The organism is Clostridioides sp. ZZV14-6154 (assembly GCF_020657785.1).
Classification (GTDB): domain Bacteria; phylum Bacillota; class Clostridia; order Peptostreptococcales; family Peptostreptococcaceae; genus Clostridioides.
The window spans coordinates 1-19,850 of the sequence record NZ_JAGWCY010000021.1 but is presented as its reverse complement, the minus strand read 5'-3'; the positions used below and the strand labels follow the sequence as shown (position 1 = coordinate 19,850).

Genomic DNA, 19,850 nt, shown 5'->3' with positions numbered 1-19,850 from the left:
TAAATGCCTTTAATTTACCATCATTATCCCATCTTTGCAGAGTTATAACTGACATATTTAATAATTCTGCAAATTCTTTAGGTTTATAATGTTTACTCATATAATCACACCTTTCTGTGATTATATTTAAATATATTTTTATTTTCTAATTACAACTCCTTAATTTTAATCCTTAAATACTATAAAAAGTAATTGTAAAGCAAAAGAATTTTAAAAATATAATAGCACAATAAACATGACAACAGAATGTCATGTTTATTAAATAATATTAATCTATTACCATTATAAAAGAAATTAATTCTAAACTGTTATAAACCAAAGATAGCAAAATTACATTGACTTGTAAAGTTTTTAGAAGTAGGATATAAATATTAAAATTAATAAACTAAGGTTTTTAAATGAAATGTATCAATAAGATTACATAAAGATGGGATGGAGATTTTATATGAAAAAAATGCCAGAAGAAAAAATAAATACAGATACGCAGGAAATATCACAACAAAAAGTTAGAGAATGGAAATCTGTATATGAAAAATATAGAAGTACTTTAAATGTAAATGCTAAGTCTATTTTAGAATTAATAGAATATTTAAAACAAAAATATACACTAAAAGAAGAAGCTTCGGAAGAATTTAACAATGTAGTCATTAATAATATTAAGTTAAATAAACCTTTTTCAAAAAAGATACCGAGCAATAAAGAATTAAAATCTATTGTATTTACAATTCAAAATGAAGGAAATGCAAAGACTTTATATGAAAATCAGGAAGAAGTTTATAGTGCTTGTTCTATTGTTGTGGGTATGGAATTTGAAACAGGCTGTGTTTTTGTGGAAGGGAGTAGTGAACTTACTGATGAAATAACTGTATTTAAAGGATTAGATGAAGATGATATAAATAATTATTATCTAGTAGCAAATTATGTTAGATGTCTAAAGAAATATAATCTTATAGATTAATAAATACTTTAAATTAGGTAGAGTAAATTTAGTATAGTTAATTTACATACAGTAAAGCTTATAAGTATAACTTATAAATATAAAATTAGATAGAGTTGCCAAAGTAAAATTGGCAACTCTATCTAATTTTACTTTGGCAACTTTATTTTTTTGTAAATATTTTTACTTAAAGCATAAAAGAAATGACTTTATAATACTATATATGGTAATATATGACTAATATAATTGGAATTTATAAGGGGTTGGCTTTCTGTGCAAAAGGCTATTAAAATCATAAAGAAAATGTACTGGATGGGCTGTATTGGAATTGTTGGTACAATATTAAATATTAAATTGTTGGAACTTTTTTATTTATTTTTCTTACTTGCTATTTTAGAGTTTATTTTATCGCTTATTTTAGTATTAAAATGTGATGATGATATGCAAGAAGTAAAAGACTTAAAATTTCTTTTTCAAAACATTGGTATGTTAATAGGGATACCAATTATTTACTTGAGAAATCTATTTCGATTACCTAATGTCTACAATCACAAAACAGTGAATGGTTATATTCTTCCATTCAATGGAAGATGGCTTGTTGCAAATGGAGGAATTGACAAAGAAAACTCACACTCTTGGGGAATATGTAATCAACGATATGCTTATGACTTTGTTATAGAAAGAAAGGGAAAATCATATTCCAACAACAGAACTTCTGTAACTGATTATTTTTGTTACAATCAACCTGTTATAGCACCTGCCGATGGTATTGTAGTGGAAATTAAGAATAGTTTTGAAGACACTCCTATTTCTAATAAAGTAGAAGTACAATGCTCTGCTTCGGATATAAGGGGAAATTATATTGTGATTAAGCATTCATCAAATGAATACAGCACAATAGCACATTTAAAAAAAGATAGCTTTATAGTCAGTGTAGGTGATTTTATAAAGCAAGGACAGCAAATAGCAAGGTGTGGAAATAGCGGAAATACAAGTGAGCCACATATCCATTTTCAAATTCAGCAAGGTAAGAGTTTTTTGTTTTCAGCAAGTTTACCTATATACTTTGACAGCATTATAAATTGCACAGAAGATACAGATGTTCATTATATTACTGGAGGACAGACTGTAGAAAATCAAAAGAAGTACATAACTGTGGATTTAAAAGTCAATTAATGTGATTTTTATAAAAAGTGTTTGATTTTACAAATTGTATTAAACTCATATACTATTTTTACTAATTTGCTACTTCTAAACTCTAAAATATATCAAGATATGAGAGCATATGTAAATATACACTAAATGAAAACATAAAAAAGACCATAAATAAAGGCGATACCAATATTTGTGGTCTTAAAGATATATAATCAAAAAAGCTATAGAATTATAATTTGAAAAAGATAATTTATTATGTTTTATTTGTAGATATTAATCTATTATTATCATTCTATAATATCTATACAGTCAATAATATCCATTTTTTTAATTTTTCTTAACGGAATAAGAGTAGCTATAATACATGCAATTATAGCAACAAGTGTAGCTTGTGAAATCTAAATAATTGGGATATTAGTAAAATCAATTTTTTCTATAGTAGCAATGTTTATTATAACAGCACTGGCATATCCTGCAATTGAACCAAATATAGCAGCAAATATTCCATAATAGCAACCTTCCCATAAAAACATTTTGTATAAACTACTGTTACTCATACCAATAGCTCTCTTAACTCCAATTTCATTAATTCTAGTATTAATGTTTGTATGAGTTGTGTTAATAATGTTTAAAGTGCCAATCAATCCTACAAATAGTATAATGGCCCATGCTAAAAATTGTATTTGTTTAAAACTTTCTTTAAGTTGGTTGTCTGATTCAATGTACGATATCCAACGAGAGCCTGGATTGTTTTTACAAATTTGTTCAATAGATAACTTTACTTCTTCTAAATTTGATTTATCTTTAGCATAAACATTTATCTGACTGAATCTATCTTTATTTGTTAGGGTGTCATATACAGTATCATATACAATAACATCAATACCATTTAACCAACCACTACCTTGTAAATTAATCATTTTATCTACAGTATTATATACTTTTAATTGTTTTTTATTAATTGTAATATTATCCTTTGTTTTTAGGTTTGTAGCCTTAAATTTTGTATCTGGTGTAGAAATAGCAATTGGATTTTTTATAAGGCATAGAGAACCATTTTTGAAATCCTCTAATAAAGAATCTGTGATAGAAGGTATTAATTCTTTAAGAGTTTGCTAATCAATTCCAATAACTTTTAACATTTCAGAACCATTTTCAAAGTTAATATCTGTATTTATTTCTCCTTGTTTATATTCAGAGTATTTGATAAAAGAGGTACGATTGATATTTTTCATGTTAACTATTTTATCAAGTGTAGATTTATCAAAGCCAGGAACTTCATTTGTTAAAGAAAAATCTCCTTTTTTTAGGTCGCTAACCGATTTGGATACATCTAATACATTAGAAAATTCACTCAGTGCAACAAATACTGTTATACTCATAAATAATGATAGTATAGTGATTATAGTTCTACCTTTATTTCTTTTTAGGTTTAGCCATGCTAGATGTCTTTCGAAGTTTTTGATTGGTTTTTCTCGTTTAATTTTAATTTTTCTTTTGATTTTGGTAGTGTTACCAGCCATAGCAATTTTAGGAGAAACATGTGAAGCATATATTGCTGATGGTAAAGCCGCAACAAATGAAAATACTAGTGAAATACCAACGCTTAATAATAGTGGTATTAAGTAGCCTGTTGAAATTTTATGTATAAGTTCAGTCATTTCTTTAGTATTATTTACTAAAAATATATCTGGATTTAAGATATTTGTAATCATTTTAGCTATACTTTCAGAAGAAACAATTCCAATTATGGCTCCAATAGGTATAGCAATAGAACATAAAAATAAAATTTGTAAAATAATAATTTTATATAGTTGCTTTGGTTCAGCTCCAATTGCTCTTAAACATCCATACTCTTTAATTTTCTTTGTAACAGAAATTTTTAAAATATTATAGATTACAAGTCCAGAGGCCAGTAGTACTAATAGTGCAACAAATAAAGATATTACTATAATTATAGATATGCTGTCACTATTGGAACTGTTTTTATCTCCTTCAAAGTTAATTCCTAATGTATTTAAATAAACCCAGTTGTATTGAATTGAACTACGGGGAATATTGACTTTTCTAGCTAATTGATTTACAATTTCTTGAAATTTATTTTGTTGCTTTATTTTAAAATCCAATGATGATAAAGTATATCTTTTAGGTAATAGTTTTTCTGATGTACCTTTACCTACAACACTATTTACTATTCCACTTGCATAGCCTGTATAGTCATTTTCTAAAATACCAATTAGTTTAAAATTGGTTTTATAACTATAGGGCTGTTCTGTATCATTTAAAAGTGAGATATTTAAATCCATAGGAATAGTCATACCAAGCTTTGGTTTTATTCCCATAAGCTGTAAGGTATTTTCATCTAAGGCAATCTCATTTTTATTTTTAGGAAGATTTCCAGACTTTAATTTCATTAGTTTTGGATAGTTGGAAAGTCCTACCTTATCGTATTCTTTTACAAGTATAGAGATACCTGTATTCTTTATTTTACTAGTGCCAAGTGTTGTTGAAAGACCAGCTTGATAGATTCTATTATCTTTTTTTAGTGTATCAACTTGAGTTTTATTAAGCTGGTGAAAGGATACATGTCTATCACCATTAAAAGAGCGAGCTTGTTCAGTTCTTAAATTTTGAAGTATACCAATTGATTGACCTACTACAGTTGTCATTATAGTCGACATCATTATTGCAATAATAATTAATGTAGTCATAAGTTTTTGGTTTTTTAACTCTTTTATTGAAAGTGAAAGGTAATTTTTCATTACTATTTCACCTCCATAAGTATACCATCAATTATTGAAAGCTGTCTGTCAGCAAGCTTTGCAATCCTATCATCATGAGTTATTACTACTAGAGTCTTTTTAAATTGCTTTGATGTTTTAATAAGAAGATTCATAACTTCACTACCACTTTTGCTGTCTAAGTTTCCTGTAGGTTCATCAGCAAATATTACATTTGGCTTTGCAATTAATGCTCTAGCAGTGGCAACTCTTTGTTGCTGACCTCCTGAGAGTTCATGTGGAAGATGATGCAATCTATCTGAGATTCTAAGCAATGATGAAATTTCATCTAAGTATTTTTTGTCAGGTTGTCTTTTATCTAATAATACAGGCATTGAAATATTTTCTGAAGCTGTCAAAACAGGCAATAGATTAAACTGTTGAAATACAAATCCAAAACATTTTCTTCTAAGAGTGGAAAGTTCCTTTTCACTATATTTATACATGTCTTTCCCATCAAGTAATACTTGGCCAGATGTAGGACTATCCAATCCACTTAAGATATGTAAAAGTGTACTTTTTCCACTTCCAGAAGGTCCAATGATAGAAACAAATTCACCTGTATTTATTTCTAAATCAATATTGTTTAGTGCAATAACTTTGTTGTTATTAGAACCATATATTTTTGATAATTGTTTTGCTTTTATAATCATAAAAACACACTCCTTTTTTGTATAAGAAGAGTGTAAGTTATAAAACTCAATTTTTTCTCAACTTTTCATATAAATAGAAGTAAATTCTAGATAAAAAGAATATATTTATGTTTAAGATTTTATCTTTTATTAATTAGCTACTTTTATAGGGTGCATGTTAATAAAGCTTAAAAGTTTATTATGTTTTATACAAGGAAATCCAGATAAATCCAGATAAATCCAGATTAAAAATTAAAGTATCTCTAGTCTTTTGTTGAGAACTTTATTGTAATTTTAGCACTACCAATTAAATTATTTTCAATAAAAATAGAACCTCCATGTTTTTCACATAATACTTTAGATATATAAAGACCCATGCCAAAATTTGAGTTGTTATTATTTAAAGTCTTATCTTTATAAAAAGGTTTTAATGCTGATTTTAGAGATTCTTCACTAAATCCCACACCATCGTCATCAATTACAAAAATAAGGAATTTTTGCTCAAGGTATATAAGTATAGATACTTTATTTTTTGCATATCTAAATGCATTTGATATTATATTTTCAATAACCCTATGAATAATATTTTCATCAAATAATATGTTTATACTGTCCACCTTATTTGTAAGTTTAAAAGATTTTCCAGTTTGTTTTGATAAAATAGATATATTACTATCTAAATTTTCTATAAAATCATTTATATTCAATATAGTTTTTGTAATAACTATGTCTTCTAATCGTTGAGCATTACTCATACTATTTACATAGTATTCAATTCTGTCAATATGTTCAGACATAAGTTGTGTAGTTGATAAAATTTTTTTATCACTAAGTTTTCCTGTTGGTATGTATTTTGTTAAATAGTCTGAGTATCCTTTTAGAACTGTTAGGGGATTTCTTAAATCGTGAGAAAAAGCAGCATTAAGCTGTTTTCTATCATCTATCATGGTCCACATTTTTATATTATTTTTATTTAGTTGGGACCTCATTTTCTCGAAAGCATTGCACAGATTACCTAATTCGTCATTACTCTTATATTCTAAGTAAAAATCTAAGTTATTATTGGATATTTCATTTGCTCCTTTATTAAGTATTTCAATAGGTGTCTTTAATTTTACCTTATAAAAAATTATATCAGCCAATAATAGAAGCCCTATAAAAAATACAAGTGGGAGTACAAGCTGAAGTGTACTAATAATATTAATCAACACTTTATCAAAATCGCTGTATTGATTTATATTATTTTGCATTATGGTTATAGTTTCTGTGTATAAGGGAGTTTGTAAATATTTGTCTTGTATAGAGTGATATATATAATTAAGTAAAATGTATGAGATAGTTGTAAGTACTGATGCTATAATTAATGAAGATAGAGTGAGAAAGAAAAAAGATTTTTTTAATGACATATTTTTTATTTTATCCATTTGTAACCAGCTCCCCATATCGTTTCTATGTAATTTTCAAGGGTATATTTTGATAATTTAATTCGTATTTTTCTGATATGTTCCATTATAACATCACTATTTCCATTGTTATCATAGCCCCATATTCTATCATAAATCCTCTCCCTATCAAATACTTGACCAGGATTCGTAGAGAGAAGTTCTACGATATTAAATTCTTTTTTCGAAAGTGAAACTTGATTATTATCAATAGAAATTGACCTTTCTTCATAATCTATTACTAAATCTTTATAAAATTTGACTTTAGTGTGATTTGATTTTCTTTGTTCACGTCTTAAGTGAGCAGAAACTCTTGCACCAAGTTCTTCTAAATCAAAAGGTTTTACAATATAATCGTCAGCACCAACACGAAAACCATTAAGTTTATCAGTGTTTTCAATTTTAGCTGTTAAAAACAAAATAGGGCATGATATATAATCTCTAATTCTACTGCAAACTTCAATTCCATCTATTTCAGGCATGTTTATATCAAGTAGAATAATGTCTGGATTTTTAGATATTTTTTCTAGTGCTTCTTTTCCATTATGGGCAGTGTAAACTTCATAATCATTTATTTCAAAATAATCCTTTAATAAAGTGATGATACCTTCTTCATCATCTACGACGAGTATTTTACTGTTCATAAAAATTCTCCTTTCTAAATAAAACTTTTTAAACAACTTTTATTTTAGTATAAAAATCTCAATAATTTCTCAAATTATTAAATCTACATAAAAACATGCTATTTTTAGTGATTAAAATCAGTATATTTTTATATACTAAATAAATCAAGTGTCTAATTATTGGAAAATTTAAATATTAAAAGTGATAAACCATATATTTTTGCTGTAGTAACTTGTGGAGGCGTGATAGGTGGAAGCGCAATTTATGATGTGGATGCTTTGTTGAAAGAGAAGGGTCATGGACTAAATCTAGGTTCAAGGATACAGATGGTTTCTAATTACATTTGTGAGTTTAAAATAAAAGATGATAAAAAAATTGACAATTTACTTAGAAAAGCAGAAATCAAGGTTAATGAAGTGTCAGAAGATATTGTAAATAAGAAAAATAATAAAATTGGCAGAACAAATTTTATATACAAAAAGTTTTATAAAAAATATATTTCATCTTGTGCAAATCAAGATAGCCATTTTTCAGTTGAAGATAGCTGTATAGAATGTGGTATTTGTTCAAAAGTATGTCCTGTAAATAATATAGATATTGAGGAGGGCAGACCGAAGTTTTTACACAATTGTGAACATTGTTTAGCATGTGTACATTGGTGTCCTAAGCAAGCAATTCAATGGAAAGATGTAACTAAAAATAAAAAGAGATACCAGAATCCACACATAAAGTTGGAAGATATGATAAGTGAGAAAAATAAGGATATTTAATAAAGGTAATAACTACTAGTAACCAATTAGTAATTAAGAGTAGTTGGTATAATTACAATAATAAAAACCCCATAAACATTTTAAATAATTAATTTATGGGGTCATATAATTTTTTATTTTAAAATATTAAGTTCATATAAGTCTGTTCTTCTATGTTTAAGTAATGGCAATTGTTGTCTTATATTAGGAATTAAATCTCTATCAATATCAGCATAGATAATGCATTCTTTTTCATCAGCCTGAGCGATAATTTTTCCCCAAGGGTCTGAAATTCTTGAATTACCAAAAGCTATGTAAGAAGCATCTTTATTTCGAGCAGGTGCAGCACCAACATAGAATACTTGATTATCTAAAGCACGCATTCTGATAGATAATTCCCAATGTGCAGGTCCAGTTGTCATATTAAATGCTGCTGGCAAGATAACGATTTCTGCACCTTCAAGAGCCATCAAACGTGATAATTCAGGGAAACGAATATCATAGCAAATAGCAATACCCATTTTTCCATATTCAGTATCTATTATAGTAACATCATTTCCAGCAGTAAGAGTATCAGATTCTTTAAAGCTAACTTTTCCTGTAACTTCAATGTCAAATAAGTGCATTTTGCGATGTTTTCCAATTAAAGTTCCACTTTTATCAAATACATAACAAGTATTATAGATTTTGTTATCTTCTAATTCTGGAATACTACCAGAAATTAGATAAATTCCATGTTTTTCAGCTAGTTTACTCAATGTATTTGTTGTTTCACCTGGATATTCTTCAGCAAATTTAGGAAAGTATTTATTTTCATATGGGCAGTTAAACATTTCTGGTAAAACCACAATTTTAGCTCCATTATTGGCAGCTTCTGTTACCATTTCTACAGCATGATTAATATTTTCAATCTTATTTTCTGTAGTCATCATCTGACATACTGCAATTTTGTAGGAATTCATAAAAATTACTCCTTTCGACATTTTTATGTTATTATAACATATTAAATAAAAATTAGATATAAATATAAAATATGTAAGTTGAGTATGTTATACAACTGAAGAGTACAAATTACTATAGATATATATTTTAATTTATACTCTTATAATTTATATCATATCACTATATTGACTTTTTTTACCTATGTTGATAGTATTATTTTAAAGACAATAAAATAATACTAGAGTTTTATAGGGTTCCGCAATTATTAATGATTGGTCTGGTCCAAGATAAAACCCACAACATAATTTTGTTGTGAACACGGAAGGATAAAAACCTGGGAGATATTTTATAATATTTCTCAGGTTATTTTATTGCTAAAAAAGAGATATATTATTTGAAAAGAGGGATGATTTTATGAAATGGTTATTTTTATTTATTGCAGGACTATTTGAAGTTTTTTGGGCATTCCAATTAAAAAATTCACATGGATTTTCTAAGTTGACTCCAAGTATACTTACTGTTGTCGGGATGATTGTTAGTTTTTATTTTTTATCATTAGCACTTAAACATCTTCCACTTGGAACATCATATGCCATATGGACTGGAATTGGTACAGTTGGAACTGCTATTGTAGGAATTGCTCTTTTAAATGAACCAGTTAATATGGCTAGAATTTTATGTATAGGTCTTATTGTAGTGGGGATTGTAGGATTGAAATTATTATCTACCAACTAATAAGTATGAATTACGATAAATAGTAGGAGATGATAGTTATAGAGTATATAAACTAAAATATTTTAACAACAAAATAAAAAGCTATGAACTTAGAAATTATAAAATGTTTTAAAGTAATTAACATTTTATAGAATTTCTGCTTCATAGCTTATTTTTATTTATAAGTTTATTAGATTTGTATTTGAAAATTATATGTATATATTCTGTATAATTATTTTGCTAATAATAAAGCAGTTAAATCCATAGGGTCAACTATTACACCATCTTTATAAACACGCATATTTCCAGATGCTATCTCATCTATTAATATTACTTCATTATTGTAGAATCCAAATTCAAACTTAATATCATAAAGTTCAAGTCCTTTTTCAGCTATAGTATCACGAACTATGTTAGAAATTTTTTGAGTCATACTCTTCATTGAATCGAATTGAGCTTGAGTCATAATATTTAAAGCTTCTAAACCTTCAGATGTTATAAGTGGGTCACAACGGTCATCATCTTTTAAAGTTGCTTCTACATAACAATCTAACTTAGCTCCTTCTTCAACACATGAACCATAACGACGTAAGAAACTACCAACAGCTCTATAACGACAAATAACTTCTAATCCATTACCAAAAACTTTTGCTGGTAACACTTCCATAGTTGCATCTTCTAAATTAGCACTTACATAATGAGTTTTAATTCCAGCATTGTTTAGAATTTCAAAGAACTTAACAGATGTTTCTAAATTAGCCTTACCAATTCCATCTATGCTTAGCCCTACAGTATTTTCACCTGGATCGAATACACCATCTTTGCCAGTTACATCATCCTTAAATTTAAGTAAGCAATTTCCATTATCTAATTCAAAAACATCTTTAGTCTTTCCTTGATACACTTTTTTCATAAACAACCTCCAAAATATTAAATTATTATATTGAATAAGGCATTAGTGTCAAAAAAGTTCTGGTATTCGTATAAAAATTTATATTGATGCCTTACATTTAATATTATATCACAAAAATAGAGAATTTTTCCGAACATTTTTACAAAAATAACAAAAAAAGTACATTTTATAAAAAAGTTTAGAAAAGTGCCAAGAAAGAAAGTGAGTGTCATTTGTATTAACACACATAAGTTTTTGTAGGAAATTTTTTTGACACACTTTGACACACATATAATAATAGTATGATAAATGGCATGAAACCTATATTTACAAATATTGGCATAAAAATTGCTTTATATATTTTACATAAAAAAGATGAGTATATATCTAAATAAAATAAAAAATAGAGGTGGTTAATGTGAAGTCAGTTAAGTTCTATGGTGTAAGAGATACAAGAGTCGAGAATGCAGATATACCTAAAATATTAGAAAAAGATGATGTAATAGTTAAAGTAAAAGTTGCTGGGATATGTGGCTCTGATATATCGAAATACTCAAAGACAGGCCCTCATATGGTTGGAGAAATCTTAGGTCATGAATTTTCAGGAGAGGTAGCAGAAGTTGGTATAGAAGTAAAAGATTTTAAAATAGGAGATAGAGTTGCTGTTTGTCCAGCTATGCCATGTTTTGAATGTGATGAATGTAAAAAAGGGCTGTATTCAAGATGTAATAATGTAGCAATAATAGGAAATAAAGAGCTTGGAGGATGTTTTGCTGAATACACAAAGGTAAAGGAGAGAAATTTAATAAAAATACCAGAAGAAATAAGTTATGAAACGGCTGCTGCTTTAGAGCCAGTGTGTATAGCAGGACATGGACTTTTTAGGTCAGAAACTAAGGTGGGAGATACTGTTGTAGTACTTGGAACAGGACCAATAGGCTTGTTTTCAATACAATGGGCAAAAATATTTGGTTCTACAAAAATAGTGGCTATAGATGTATTTGATGAGAAATTAGAATTAGCGAAGGAATTAGGAGCAGATATTTGTATAAATGCAAAAGAAAAAAATATTGTAGAAGAGATAAAAAAATTAACTAATGGAGCTGGAGCAGACATTGTTATTGAATCAGCAGGGACTCCAATGACATGTGGTCAGGTATTGTTATTAGCTAAAAAAGGTGGGACAGTACTTTATGCAGGAGTACCATATGGAGATGTAGCTTTAAGCAGAGAACAATTTGAAAAGATAGTGAGAAGTGAGCTAACTGTGAAAGGAACTTGGTTTGGAAATTCATTTCCATTTCCAGGAAAAGAATGGAGTGCTGGCTTGTATCATATGCAAAAAGGTGACATGAATGTTGAAAAATTGGTGACACACAGAATAAATTTAGATGAAGTGCCAGATTATTTTGAAAAAATATACAAAAGAGATATTTTCTTTGGTAAGATAATGGTTAATGTGGCTAATTAAGGTAGAGTAATAAAGATAGTAATTTATAGTGTATATAAAAAAGTTAAGAGAGGTATGATTCATATGGCAGGAATAATTATAGCTGCACATGGGAATATGGCTAAAGCAATGTTAGAAAGTGCTGAATTAATAGTAGGGAAACAAGAAAAAGTAGAAACTTTAGGATTAAACCATGGTGACAGTATAGATGAGTTTAGTAGAAAATTAGAAAATGGAATTGAAAAATATAAAGATGAAGGTATTTTAGTATTACTTGATTTTTATGGAGGAACTCCTTTCAATACATCTGCTGTTATAATAAACAAATTTGCTAAGGTCTGTGAATTGGAATGTTTAACAGGTGTAAATTTGCCTATGCTTTTAGAACTGTTTTTAAACAGAGATACTATGAAGTTAAAAGATTTAAAAAGTTTATGTGAAGAAGTTGGAGTTTCAGGAATTAAGGATGTAAAAGCAGCTTTAAAGATATAAAATAAATTAAAATTTTGGAGGAATTATTATGAGCAATATAGCATTAACAAGAATTGATGATAGGTTAATACATGGGCAAGTTATCACTGCTTGGTGCAAGATTACATCAGCAAAGAGAATAGTAATAGTAGATGATTTAGTTGTAAAAGACCCATTTATAGTACAAGTCTTACAAATGGCAGCACCTTCAACTGTTAAGGTTGAAGTGCATGATATAGAATCAGGTGCTGAGGTTTTAAAATCATATGATGGAGATGAGAATTTAATAGTATTAGTTAAATATCCTAAAACTGTTTTGGGTCTAGTAAATAATGGAGTAGATTTAAAAGAGTTAAATGTTGGGGGTATGGGAGCTGGTCTTGGAAGAAAAAGTTTTTATAAAAATATATCAGTATCAGATGAAGAGAAAGAAATATTTAAGGAATTAATATCAAAAGATGTTAAGTGTTTTATACAAATAGTTCCAGATGCAAAGAAAATTGATGTAGGAACATTATTGTAAGGCCTATTTTGTAAATATTTAAAAGTAAATAAGGAGGAAGAACATGCAAATTTCACTAATTCAAGCAGTTTTAATAGCAATTTTTTATTATCTTTCTTGGAGTCCATGGCTAACTTATGTTGGATTTTTTACATGGAATAGACCTTTATTAGCTGGATTTGTAACAGGAATTATACTAGGAGACCCAGTTCAAGGAGCAATTATAGGTGCAGGTATAAATATGATATACTTAGGATTCATATCAGCAGGAGGGGCTCAAATGGGAGACCCAGCTTTTGCAGGATATGTGGGGACTGCTTTAGCTATAGCATCTAATTTGGATGTAAGTACTGCAATGGCAATAGCTGTTCCGCTAGGTACTGTTGCAACTGTGCTTTGGATAGGTAAAATGACAGTAAATTCTTTTTTTGCACACTGGGCAGATAGAGAGGTTCAAAAAGGGAATATAGATAAAGTAGCATTTATAAATATAGTTCCACCTCAGATACTATTGTTTGCAATGAGTTTTATACCAGCGTTATTAGTTGTTTATTTTGGGCCAAATGCAATAGATGGAATGTTAGAAGTAATGAATGATAATGTATTACATGTATTCAATGTAATTGGAGCTATGTTACCAGCGCTAGGAATTGCTATGAACTTAAAATTAATTGGAAATAAGTTTACTATGCCATTTTTCATATTAGGTATATTAATGGCTGTTTATTTTAAAGTAGATATAATAGTAATATCTGTTATTGGAGTAATACTTGCTCTTACAATTACTTCAATTAAATATGGAAAAGATGGTGCGACATCTTAAATATATAAGAAAGGGGAAAATATTATGTCAAATACAAAAAGTGAAGTAGCTAAGAAAACGTTAAGCAAAAAAGATGTGATAAAGTCATGGCTAAGATGGTTTTTCTTTGCACAATCCAACTACAATTATGAAAGATTACAATCAACAGCATTTTCACATTCAATGTTACCAGTACTTAAAAAACTATATCCAGATAAAGAAGAGTTAAAGCAAGAAGTAGAAACTCACTTGGCATTTTTTAATACAGAGCCTATATGTGGATGTGTTATACATGGAATAACAATAGCTATGGAAGAAGAAAAAGCTAATGGAGCAGATGAAATAAGTGGTGATGGTATGAATGCCATAAAGACAGGTTTGATGGGACCATTGGCAGGGATTGGAGATACTTTAACTCAAGGAGTTATAACACCTATAGTATTAGCTGTTTGTATTGGTTTAACTGAGGGAGGAGCATCAATTGCAGGACCGATATTATTTGTATTAGCTCAATATATAATAATGACTTCAATTTCATTTGGAATGTGGACAAATGGTTATAAGTATGGTAAAAAAGCTGTTGAAAGTATACTTCAGGGTGGAATAGTAAATAAAGTTATAGAAGGTGCTTCTATACTAGGGACTTTAGTTATGGGCGGACTTGTAGGTAGATTTATTAATTTATCTACACCAATAAGTTATACTAGTGGAGATTTTAAATTTAGTCTTCAGACAGATTTACTTGATAAGATATTTCCTGGATTAATTCCTTTGGTACTTACTTTGTTAGTGCTTTTAGCTTTAAAGAAAGGTCTTTCTCCAATAAAAATAATGGGTATATTGATAGTGGTAGGTGCTATTACAGGTATATTAGGATTATTTTAAATAAATGCATATGATGTATTAATGAGGATTTTAGATAAATTGGCTATATCTATAAAATACAATAGTAATTAGGGTAAATTAGATTTTCAATAGATTAAGATTTAAGCTTAGATAAGCTATGTAGAATATATAATTTTGTAAAAGGTATCTCAAAATGATTTTTTAATTGTAAATGAGGTACTTTTTTATTTATAGACTTAGTATTAAAGCTTATCTGTACTGTATTTTATATTGGGCTTTAGTAATAATTGTAAACTTCCTGTAACATATATTTTATATAATTGAAACAATGGATATAATATGAAATATAATAATTTTAGGGATGTGAATATATGAATATATTAATTGCTGATGATGAAGTGAGTATGATTAAGATACTTTGTGCTTATTTTAAAAAAGAAGGCTTCAATGTATTTACTGCAAAAAATGGGGAAGAAGCTTTAAATGTTTTTTATGAAAATAAAATAGACTTAGCAATACTGGACTGGATGATGCCAGTAATTGATGGAATAGGGGTTTGTAAAGAGATAAAAGAAAATAGTAATACAAAGGTACTTATGTTGACAGCTAAAAGTCAAAGCGAAGATGAAATAGAGGCACTCAATATAGGAGCAGATGAATATGTTAAAAAGCCATTTGACCCTAGAGTTTTAATAATAAGGGCTAAGAAATTGGTAAATTATAAAGATACAATTAATATAAAAGATTTAAAAATAGATTTTGAGTCAAATAAAGTTTTTAAAGGTAATGATGAACTACTATTGACTAAAAAAGAATTGGAATTAATTCATTGTTTAGTCAATAACAAAGGAATAGTGTTATCTAGGGAAAGACTTTTAGATTTAGTCTGGGGATTGGATTATGATGGAGATTTTAGAACAGTAGATACTCATATAAGAAGACTTAGAACAAAAGTAGGAGAAGATATAATAAAAACTTACAGAGGATTAGGATATAGTCTGGAGGATTTTGATGACTAAGCTAAATAAGAAGTTATCTATAAGTATATCAATAGTAGTTGTAGTCGTTTATATAATATCTATAGCTATAAATAGTATGTTTATTCATAGGTATTATTTACATGAAAAAAGAAATGTATTGAATAACATTGAAAATGAAATAAAACATAAGGATATGAATAAATTAAAGTCAAATATTGAATTAATTGAAGAAAAAAGCAATACAGCCATTGTATATGTAACATTAGATAAAAATTACAAAGATAAAAATAGCATAGATAAAATAAATGAAGATTTACTAGATGCCTTTTGGAATAAAGGTTTGAGCTTAAATAAATTTTGGATTGAAGGAAGTGTTTTAAATGATATTGACAATAAAAGTATTAATAAAATATATAATCAAGGAAAAACCAAATATAGTCTACTAGTAAAGTTTATGAAAAAGGATAATTATTTATTTGCTATATCTATACCAATAGAACATTCAGAAGAAACAATTGGTATAGTAAATAGATTTAATATAATAATGGGGATATTTTCAGTAATTATAATAACTATACTTACATTTATACTTTCAAACAGAATTATAAGGCCTATGGAAAAATTAAAGCTTTTATCTAAGGATATATCTGAGTTAAAATTTAGAACTGAGGCTATAAAAACGAACGATGAAATAGAAGAGTTAGCTTATAGCATAAATATAATGAGTGTAAAGCTTGAAAAGGCACACAATGAATTAAATAAAAGGAATGAAAATTTGAAGTCTTTTATATCTGATGCATCTCATGAAATGAAAACTCCAATAGCACTTATAAAAGCATACGCTATAGGTATGAAAGATGGCTTGGATGATGGTACTTATACAGATACAATAATTGAACAGGCAGAAAATATGTCTAATACAATAAATACCCTTTTATATTGGGCTAAATATGAGAAAAAAGAAGTTAGTTTGTGTGAAGTAGATTTAAAGGAAAGACTGCTTAAGAATTTAAAAAATTATGAATTATTGATATCTAAGGATAATATAAGTGTTAAGTGTGATATAGAAGATAAAAATCTTATAATAAATTCTGATAAAGATAGTATAGATATGGTACTTAATAATTTGATTAGTAATTCGATAAAGTATACTAGTGATAATGAGATAGAGATTAATCTTTTTAGAGATAAGGATAAGATTATTTTATCTATAAAAAATGGAATAGATTATGATAGAGAAGATGATATTGATAATATATGGAAGCCTTTTTATGTCTTAGAGAAGTCAAGAAGTAAAGAACTTTCAGGTACTGGTCTTGGTCTTACAATAGTCAAGGCTATACTTGAAGAAAATAATTTTAGATATAAGGTTGAAATTTATGATGGAAAGATAGAATTTTATATTATCTTTATATAAGTTTTATATTATTTTTATATTGTCTCATAAAAATACAACAAAATAAAATATAAATATAAAAAATGATTTAAAAAACATCAAATTAATTTGCTTTTCATATGGATAAAATTGGTTAATTAATATATAATCATAAGTATAAATGATGAAATTTATTTATAAAACAAGTAGCACTTTTAATTCTAAGAGCTACTTTTTTTACATAAAATCTACTTTTTTACTACAATTCATCAGCATAAAAATCAAATTCACCTTAAAATTTAAATTTACTAATTTTTCAAGCAATTAGAAAATCTACGTATTCCTTTATAATAACTATAATATAAGAAAATAATAAGTAAATTATATATTAATTATGAAATCATTATAGTTAGAAAACCTCTTTAAAGTTAGGCATTAAGTATCTCTTAGAATTAAAACGGTAACAAAAAAAGCAATTAGGTACTACTAATGGACAAGGGGGAAATATAATGAAAATACCAAAGAAGATTGCTGCTATGCTTACAGTTACTATGATAGCTGGAAGTTCTACAGCAGGTATAGCTAGTGCGCAAACAGTAGCAACAAATTTAACAGGACAAGAGAGATATGAAACTGCTGTAAAAATAAGTCAAGATGGATGGAAAAATGCTGATGAGGTAGTAATAGTAAATGATTCATCTATAGCAGATGCTCTTTCTGCAACACCATTTGCAAAGGCAAAAAATGCTCCTATACTTTTAACAGGTAAAGATAAATTAAATGATAAGACAAAAGCAGAGTTACAAAGATTAAAAGCTAAGAAAGTATATTTAATAGGTGGAACTTCTGTATTAAGTGCAAATATAGAAAAACAAATAAAAGATTTAAAAATATCTTTTGAAAGAATATCTGGTGCAGAGAGATACCAAACATCTTTAGAGTTAGCAAAAAGATTAGATGCAGTAAGTGATGTTAAGAAAATAGCTGTAGTTAATGGTGAAAAAGGGCTTGCAGATGCAGTAAGCGTGGGTGCTCCAGCTGCACAAAATAATATGCCAGTAATACTTGCTGATTCTAAAAATGGAACAGCAGTTGCAGATAAATTTATAAAAGATGCAGGAATAACTCAATCTTATGTAGTAGGTGGGGAAAGTTCAGTTTCTGAAGCTGTAAAAAATAAACTACCAAATAGTACAAGATTAGGTGGAACAGATAGAAATGATACAAATGCAAAAGTAGTAAAAGAATTCTATAAAAAGACAGATTTAAAAAATGCATATGTAACTAAAGATGGTATGGCTAAACAAGACCAACTTATAGATGCATTAGCAGTAGGTGTACTAGGTGCTAAAAATCAATCCCCAGTAGTTTTAGTTGGAAAAAATCTATCAGCTTCACAAAAAACTTTAGTTAACTCTAAGAGTTTTGATAAAATAACTAAGGTTGGTGGAAATGGTAATGAAACAGCATTTAATGAAATGAAATCATTACAAGAAGTAAGTACAGTTGAGGCTAAAACAATTGCTGAATTAAAATCAGCTGTAGATAAAGCAACTGCTAATGATGTTATAAACTTTAAACCAACTAGTGAAGTTAAAGAAGCATTTACAATACAAACTGACAAAGCAGTAACAGTGAACTTAAATGGTACATATACAAAGACTGTAACTATCAACATGCCTAATGGGGATGTAAATAACTATGCAAAAGTAGATGATGTAATTATAGATGATGTTAAAGATGGAACTTTTGTTAACTATGGAAAAATAACTAACTTAAAAGTTAATGATAAAAATGGAGCTAAGATAGAAAATAATTCAAAAGGTGAGATTGGTAGTTTAACAGTAGCATCTGGAGCAAGTCAAGTAAAAGTAAATAACGGTGGTAAGATAACTACAGTTACAAATAATTCTAAAGGAACTACTATAGATAATAAGGGTACAATAAGTACTGTTAAGGGAGATAATTCTCCATCGATAAGTGGAAATAATCCAGGTTCTAACTCATCAGGAGGAAGTTCTTCAAGTGGAGGTTCTTCAGGAGGAAGTAGTAGTGGAGGAAGTTCTTCTAACCAAAATCAAACAGCAGTAAATAAAGAGGCTGCAAAAATAACAAGTGTAGCTGCCCCAGCAAAAGATGCAACTAAATTAACTATGCCATCAGTATCAAGTGGATATACAATAGCAATAAAATCATCAAGCAACGAAAATGTTATAAAGAAAGATGGAACAATAGTACCACAAAATACAGCAACAACAGTGAAACTAGTATTTACAGTAACACATACATCAAGTGGAAAAACAGCAGATACTAAAGAAATAGGTGTAGTAGTACCAGCTAAATCATCAGATGAAGAATTACAAACAGCAGTAAATAAAGAGGCAGCAAAAATAACAAGTGTAACTGTACCAGCAAAAAATGCAACTAAATTAACTATGCCAACAGTATCAAGTGGATATACTATATCAATAAAATCATCAACTAATGAAAATGTTATAAAGAAAGATGGTACAATAGTACCACCAGATGCAGAAACAAAAGTTACATTAGTATTTAC

General features: G+C 27.9%; 19 protein-coding genes and 1 riboswitch. Of the genes, 12 read left to right on the top strand and 7 right to left on the bottom strand.

Annotated features, from left to right (window positions below; translation table 11 throughout):
• Nucleotides 1–445 precede the first annotated feature (445 nt).
• A complete protein-coding gene (locus KGF45_RS19210; RefSeq protein WP_227830388.1) occupies nucleotides 446–958 on the top strand; it encodes a hypothetical protein in 513 nt (170 codons plus the stop codon).
• A gap of 252 nt (nucleotides 959–1,210) precedes the next feature.
• Nucleotides 1,211–2,113, top strand: coding sequence for a M23 family metallopeptidase (locus KGF45_RS19205; protein ID WP_227830389.1), 903 nt, complete (start codon nucleotides 1,211–1,213; stop codon nucleotides 2,111–2,113).
• Between the two features lie 377 nt (nucleotides 2,114–2,490).
• On the opposite strand, the gene KGF45_RS19200 is transcribed toward KGF45_RS19205, so the two are convergent.
• From KGF45_RS19200 to KGF45_RS19180, 5 genes are all read right to left on the bottom strand, one after another.
• Nucleotides 2,491–3,012, bottom strand: coding sequence for an FtsX-like permease family protein (locus KGF45_RS19200; protein ID WP_227830390.1), 522 nt, complete (start codon nucleotides 3,010–3,012; stop codon nucleotides 2,491–2,493).
• 195 nt (nucleotides 3,013–3,207) lie between these two features.
• Nucleotides 3,208–4,854 (bottom strand): FtsX-like permease family protein, encoded by a 1,647-nt coding sequence (locus KGF45_RS19195; RefSeq protein WP_227830391.1) that lies wholly within the window; start codon nucleotides 4,852–4,854, stop codon nucleotides 3,208–3,210.
• 2 nt (nucleotides 4,855–4,856) lie between these two features.
• Complete coding sequence (locus KGF45_RS19190; RefSeq protein ID WP_227830392.1) at nucleotides 4,857–5,525, bottom strand: ABC transporter ATP-binding protein; 669 nt, start codon at nucleotides 5,523–5,525, stop codon at nucleotides 4,857–4,859.
• A 242-nt stretch (nucleotides 5,526–5,767) separates the two neighbouring features.
• The gene (locus tag KGF45_RS19185) at nucleotides 5,768–6,928 is read right to left on the bottom strand and encodes a sensor histidine kinase (RefSeq protein ID WP_227843067.1); all 1,161 of its coding nucleotides are present in this window, start codon (nucleotides 6,926–6,928) and stop codon (nucleotides 5,768–5,770) included.
• Nucleotides 6,916–7,590, bottom strand: a complete 675-nt coding sequence (locus KGF45_RS19180; RefSeq protein ID WP_227843066.1) for a response regulator transcription factor — start codon at nucleotides 7,588–7,590, stop codon at nucleotides 6,916–6,918. The genes KGF45_RS19185 and KGF45_RS19180 overlap by 13 nt, the downstream gene beginning before the upstream one ends.
• 159 nt (nucleotides 7,591–7,749) lie before the next feature.
• Here KGF45_RS19180 and KGF45_RS19175 point away from each other — a divergent pair, with 159 nt between their 5' ends.
• Nucleotides 7,750–8,340: an EFR1 family ferrodoxin gene (locus tag KGF45_RS19175; RefSeq protein ID WP_227843065.1), complete on the top strand. Its 591-nt coding sequence runs from the start codon at nucleotides 7,750–7,752 to the stop codon at nucleotides 8,338–8,340.
• A gap of 113 nt (nucleotides 8,341–8,453) precedes the next feature.
• Here the strand turns inward: KGF45_RS19175 and KGF45_RS19170 are convergent, their stop codons facing one another.
• On the bottom strand, nucleotides 8,454–9,281 hold the full coding sequence (locus KGF45_RS19170) for a carbon-nitrogen hydrolase family protein (protein ID WP_227843064.1): 828 nt from the start codon (nucleotides 9,279–9,281) through the stop codon (nucleotides 8,454–8,456).
• A gap of 217 nt (nucleotides 9,282–9,498) precedes the next feature.
• Nucleotides 9,499–9,604: riboswitch (guanidine-I (ykkC/yxkD leader) on the top strand.
• A gap of 71 nt (nucleotides 9,605–9,675) precedes the next feature.
• On the opposite strand from KGF45_RS19170, the gene sugE reads away from it, so the two are divergent.
• On the top strand, nucleotides 9,676–9,996 hold the full coding sequence (gene sugE, locus KGF45_RS19165; protein WP_227830397.1) for a quaternary ammonium compound efflux SMR transporter SugE: 321 nt from the start codon (nucleotides 9,676–9,678) through the stop codon (nucleotides 9,994–9,996).
• A 211-nt stretch (nucleotides 9,997–10,207) separates the two neighbouring features.
• Here sugE and KGF45_RS19160 read toward each other — a convergent pair whose 3' ends face one another.
• Nucleotides 10,208–10,888 (bottom strand): phosphoribosylaminoimidazolesuccinocarboxamide synthase, encoded by a 681-nt coding sequence (locus KGF45_RS19160; RefSeq protein WP_227830398.1) that lies wholly within the window; start codon nucleotides 10,886–10,888, stop codon nucleotides 10,208–10,210.
• A 397-nt stretch (nucleotides 10,889–11,285) separates the two neighbouring features.
• Here KGF45_RS19160 and KGF45_RS20565 point away from each other — a divergent pair, with 397 nt between their 5' ends.
• From KGF45_RS20565 to KGF45_RS19120, 8 genes are all read left to right on the top strand, one after another.
• Entirely contained in the window at nucleotides 11,286–12,338 is a 1,053-nt protein-coding gene (locus KGF45_RS20565) for a galactitol-1-phosphate 5-dehydrogenase (RefSeq protein ID WP_227830399.1), read from the top strand.
• Between the two features lie 54 nt (nucleotides 12,339–12,392).
• Nucleotides 12,393–12,809, top strand: coding sequence for a PTS sugar transporter subunit IIA (locus KGF45_RS19150; RefSeq protein WP_413841605.1), 417 nt, complete (start codon nucleotides 12,393–12,395; stop codon nucleotides 12,807–12,809).
• Nucleotides 12,810–12,837: 28 nt separating this feature from the next.
• Nucleotides 12,838–13,311 (top strand): PTS sugar transporter subunit IIB, encoded by a 474-nt coding sequence (locus KGF45_RS19145; protein WP_227830401.1) that lies wholly within the window; start codon nucleotides 12,838–12,840, stop codon nucleotides 13,309–13,311.
• A 43-nt stretch (nucleotides 13,312–13,354) separates the two neighbouring features.
• A complete protein-coding gene (locus KGF45_RS19140; protein ID WP_227843062.1) occupies nucleotides 13,355–14,113 on the top strand; it encodes a PTS sugar transporter subunit IIC in 759 nt (252 codons plus the stop codon).
• Nucleotides 14,114–14,137: 24 nt separating this feature from the next.
• Nucleotides 14,138–14,977: a PTS system mannose/fructose/sorbose family transporter subunit IID gene (locus tag KGF45_RS19135; RefSeq protein ID WP_227830402.1), complete on the top strand. Its 840-nt coding sequence runs from the start codon at nucleotides 14,138–14,140 to the stop codon at nucleotides 14,975–14,977.
• A gap of 332 nt (nucleotides 14,978–15,309) precedes the next feature.
• Nucleotides 15,310–15,957, top strand: coding sequence for a response regulator transcription factor (locus tag KGF45_RS19130; RefSeq protein ID WP_227830403.1), 648 nt, complete (start codon nucleotides 15,310–15,312; stop codon nucleotides 15,955–15,957).
• Entirely contained in the window at nucleotides 15,950–17,335 is a 1,386-nt protein-coding gene (locus KGF45_RS19125; RefSeq protein WP_227843061.1) for a sensor histidine kinase, read from the top strand. The genes KGF45_RS19130 and KGF45_RS19125 overlap by 8 nt, the downstream gene beginning before the upstream one ends.
• Before the next feature lie 467 nt (nucleotides 17,336–17,802).
• Nucleotides 17,803–19,850: cell wall-binding repeat-containing protein (locus tag KGF45_RS19120; protein WP_227843060.1), on the top strand; the 2,048-nt coding region annotated here is incomplete at its 3' end.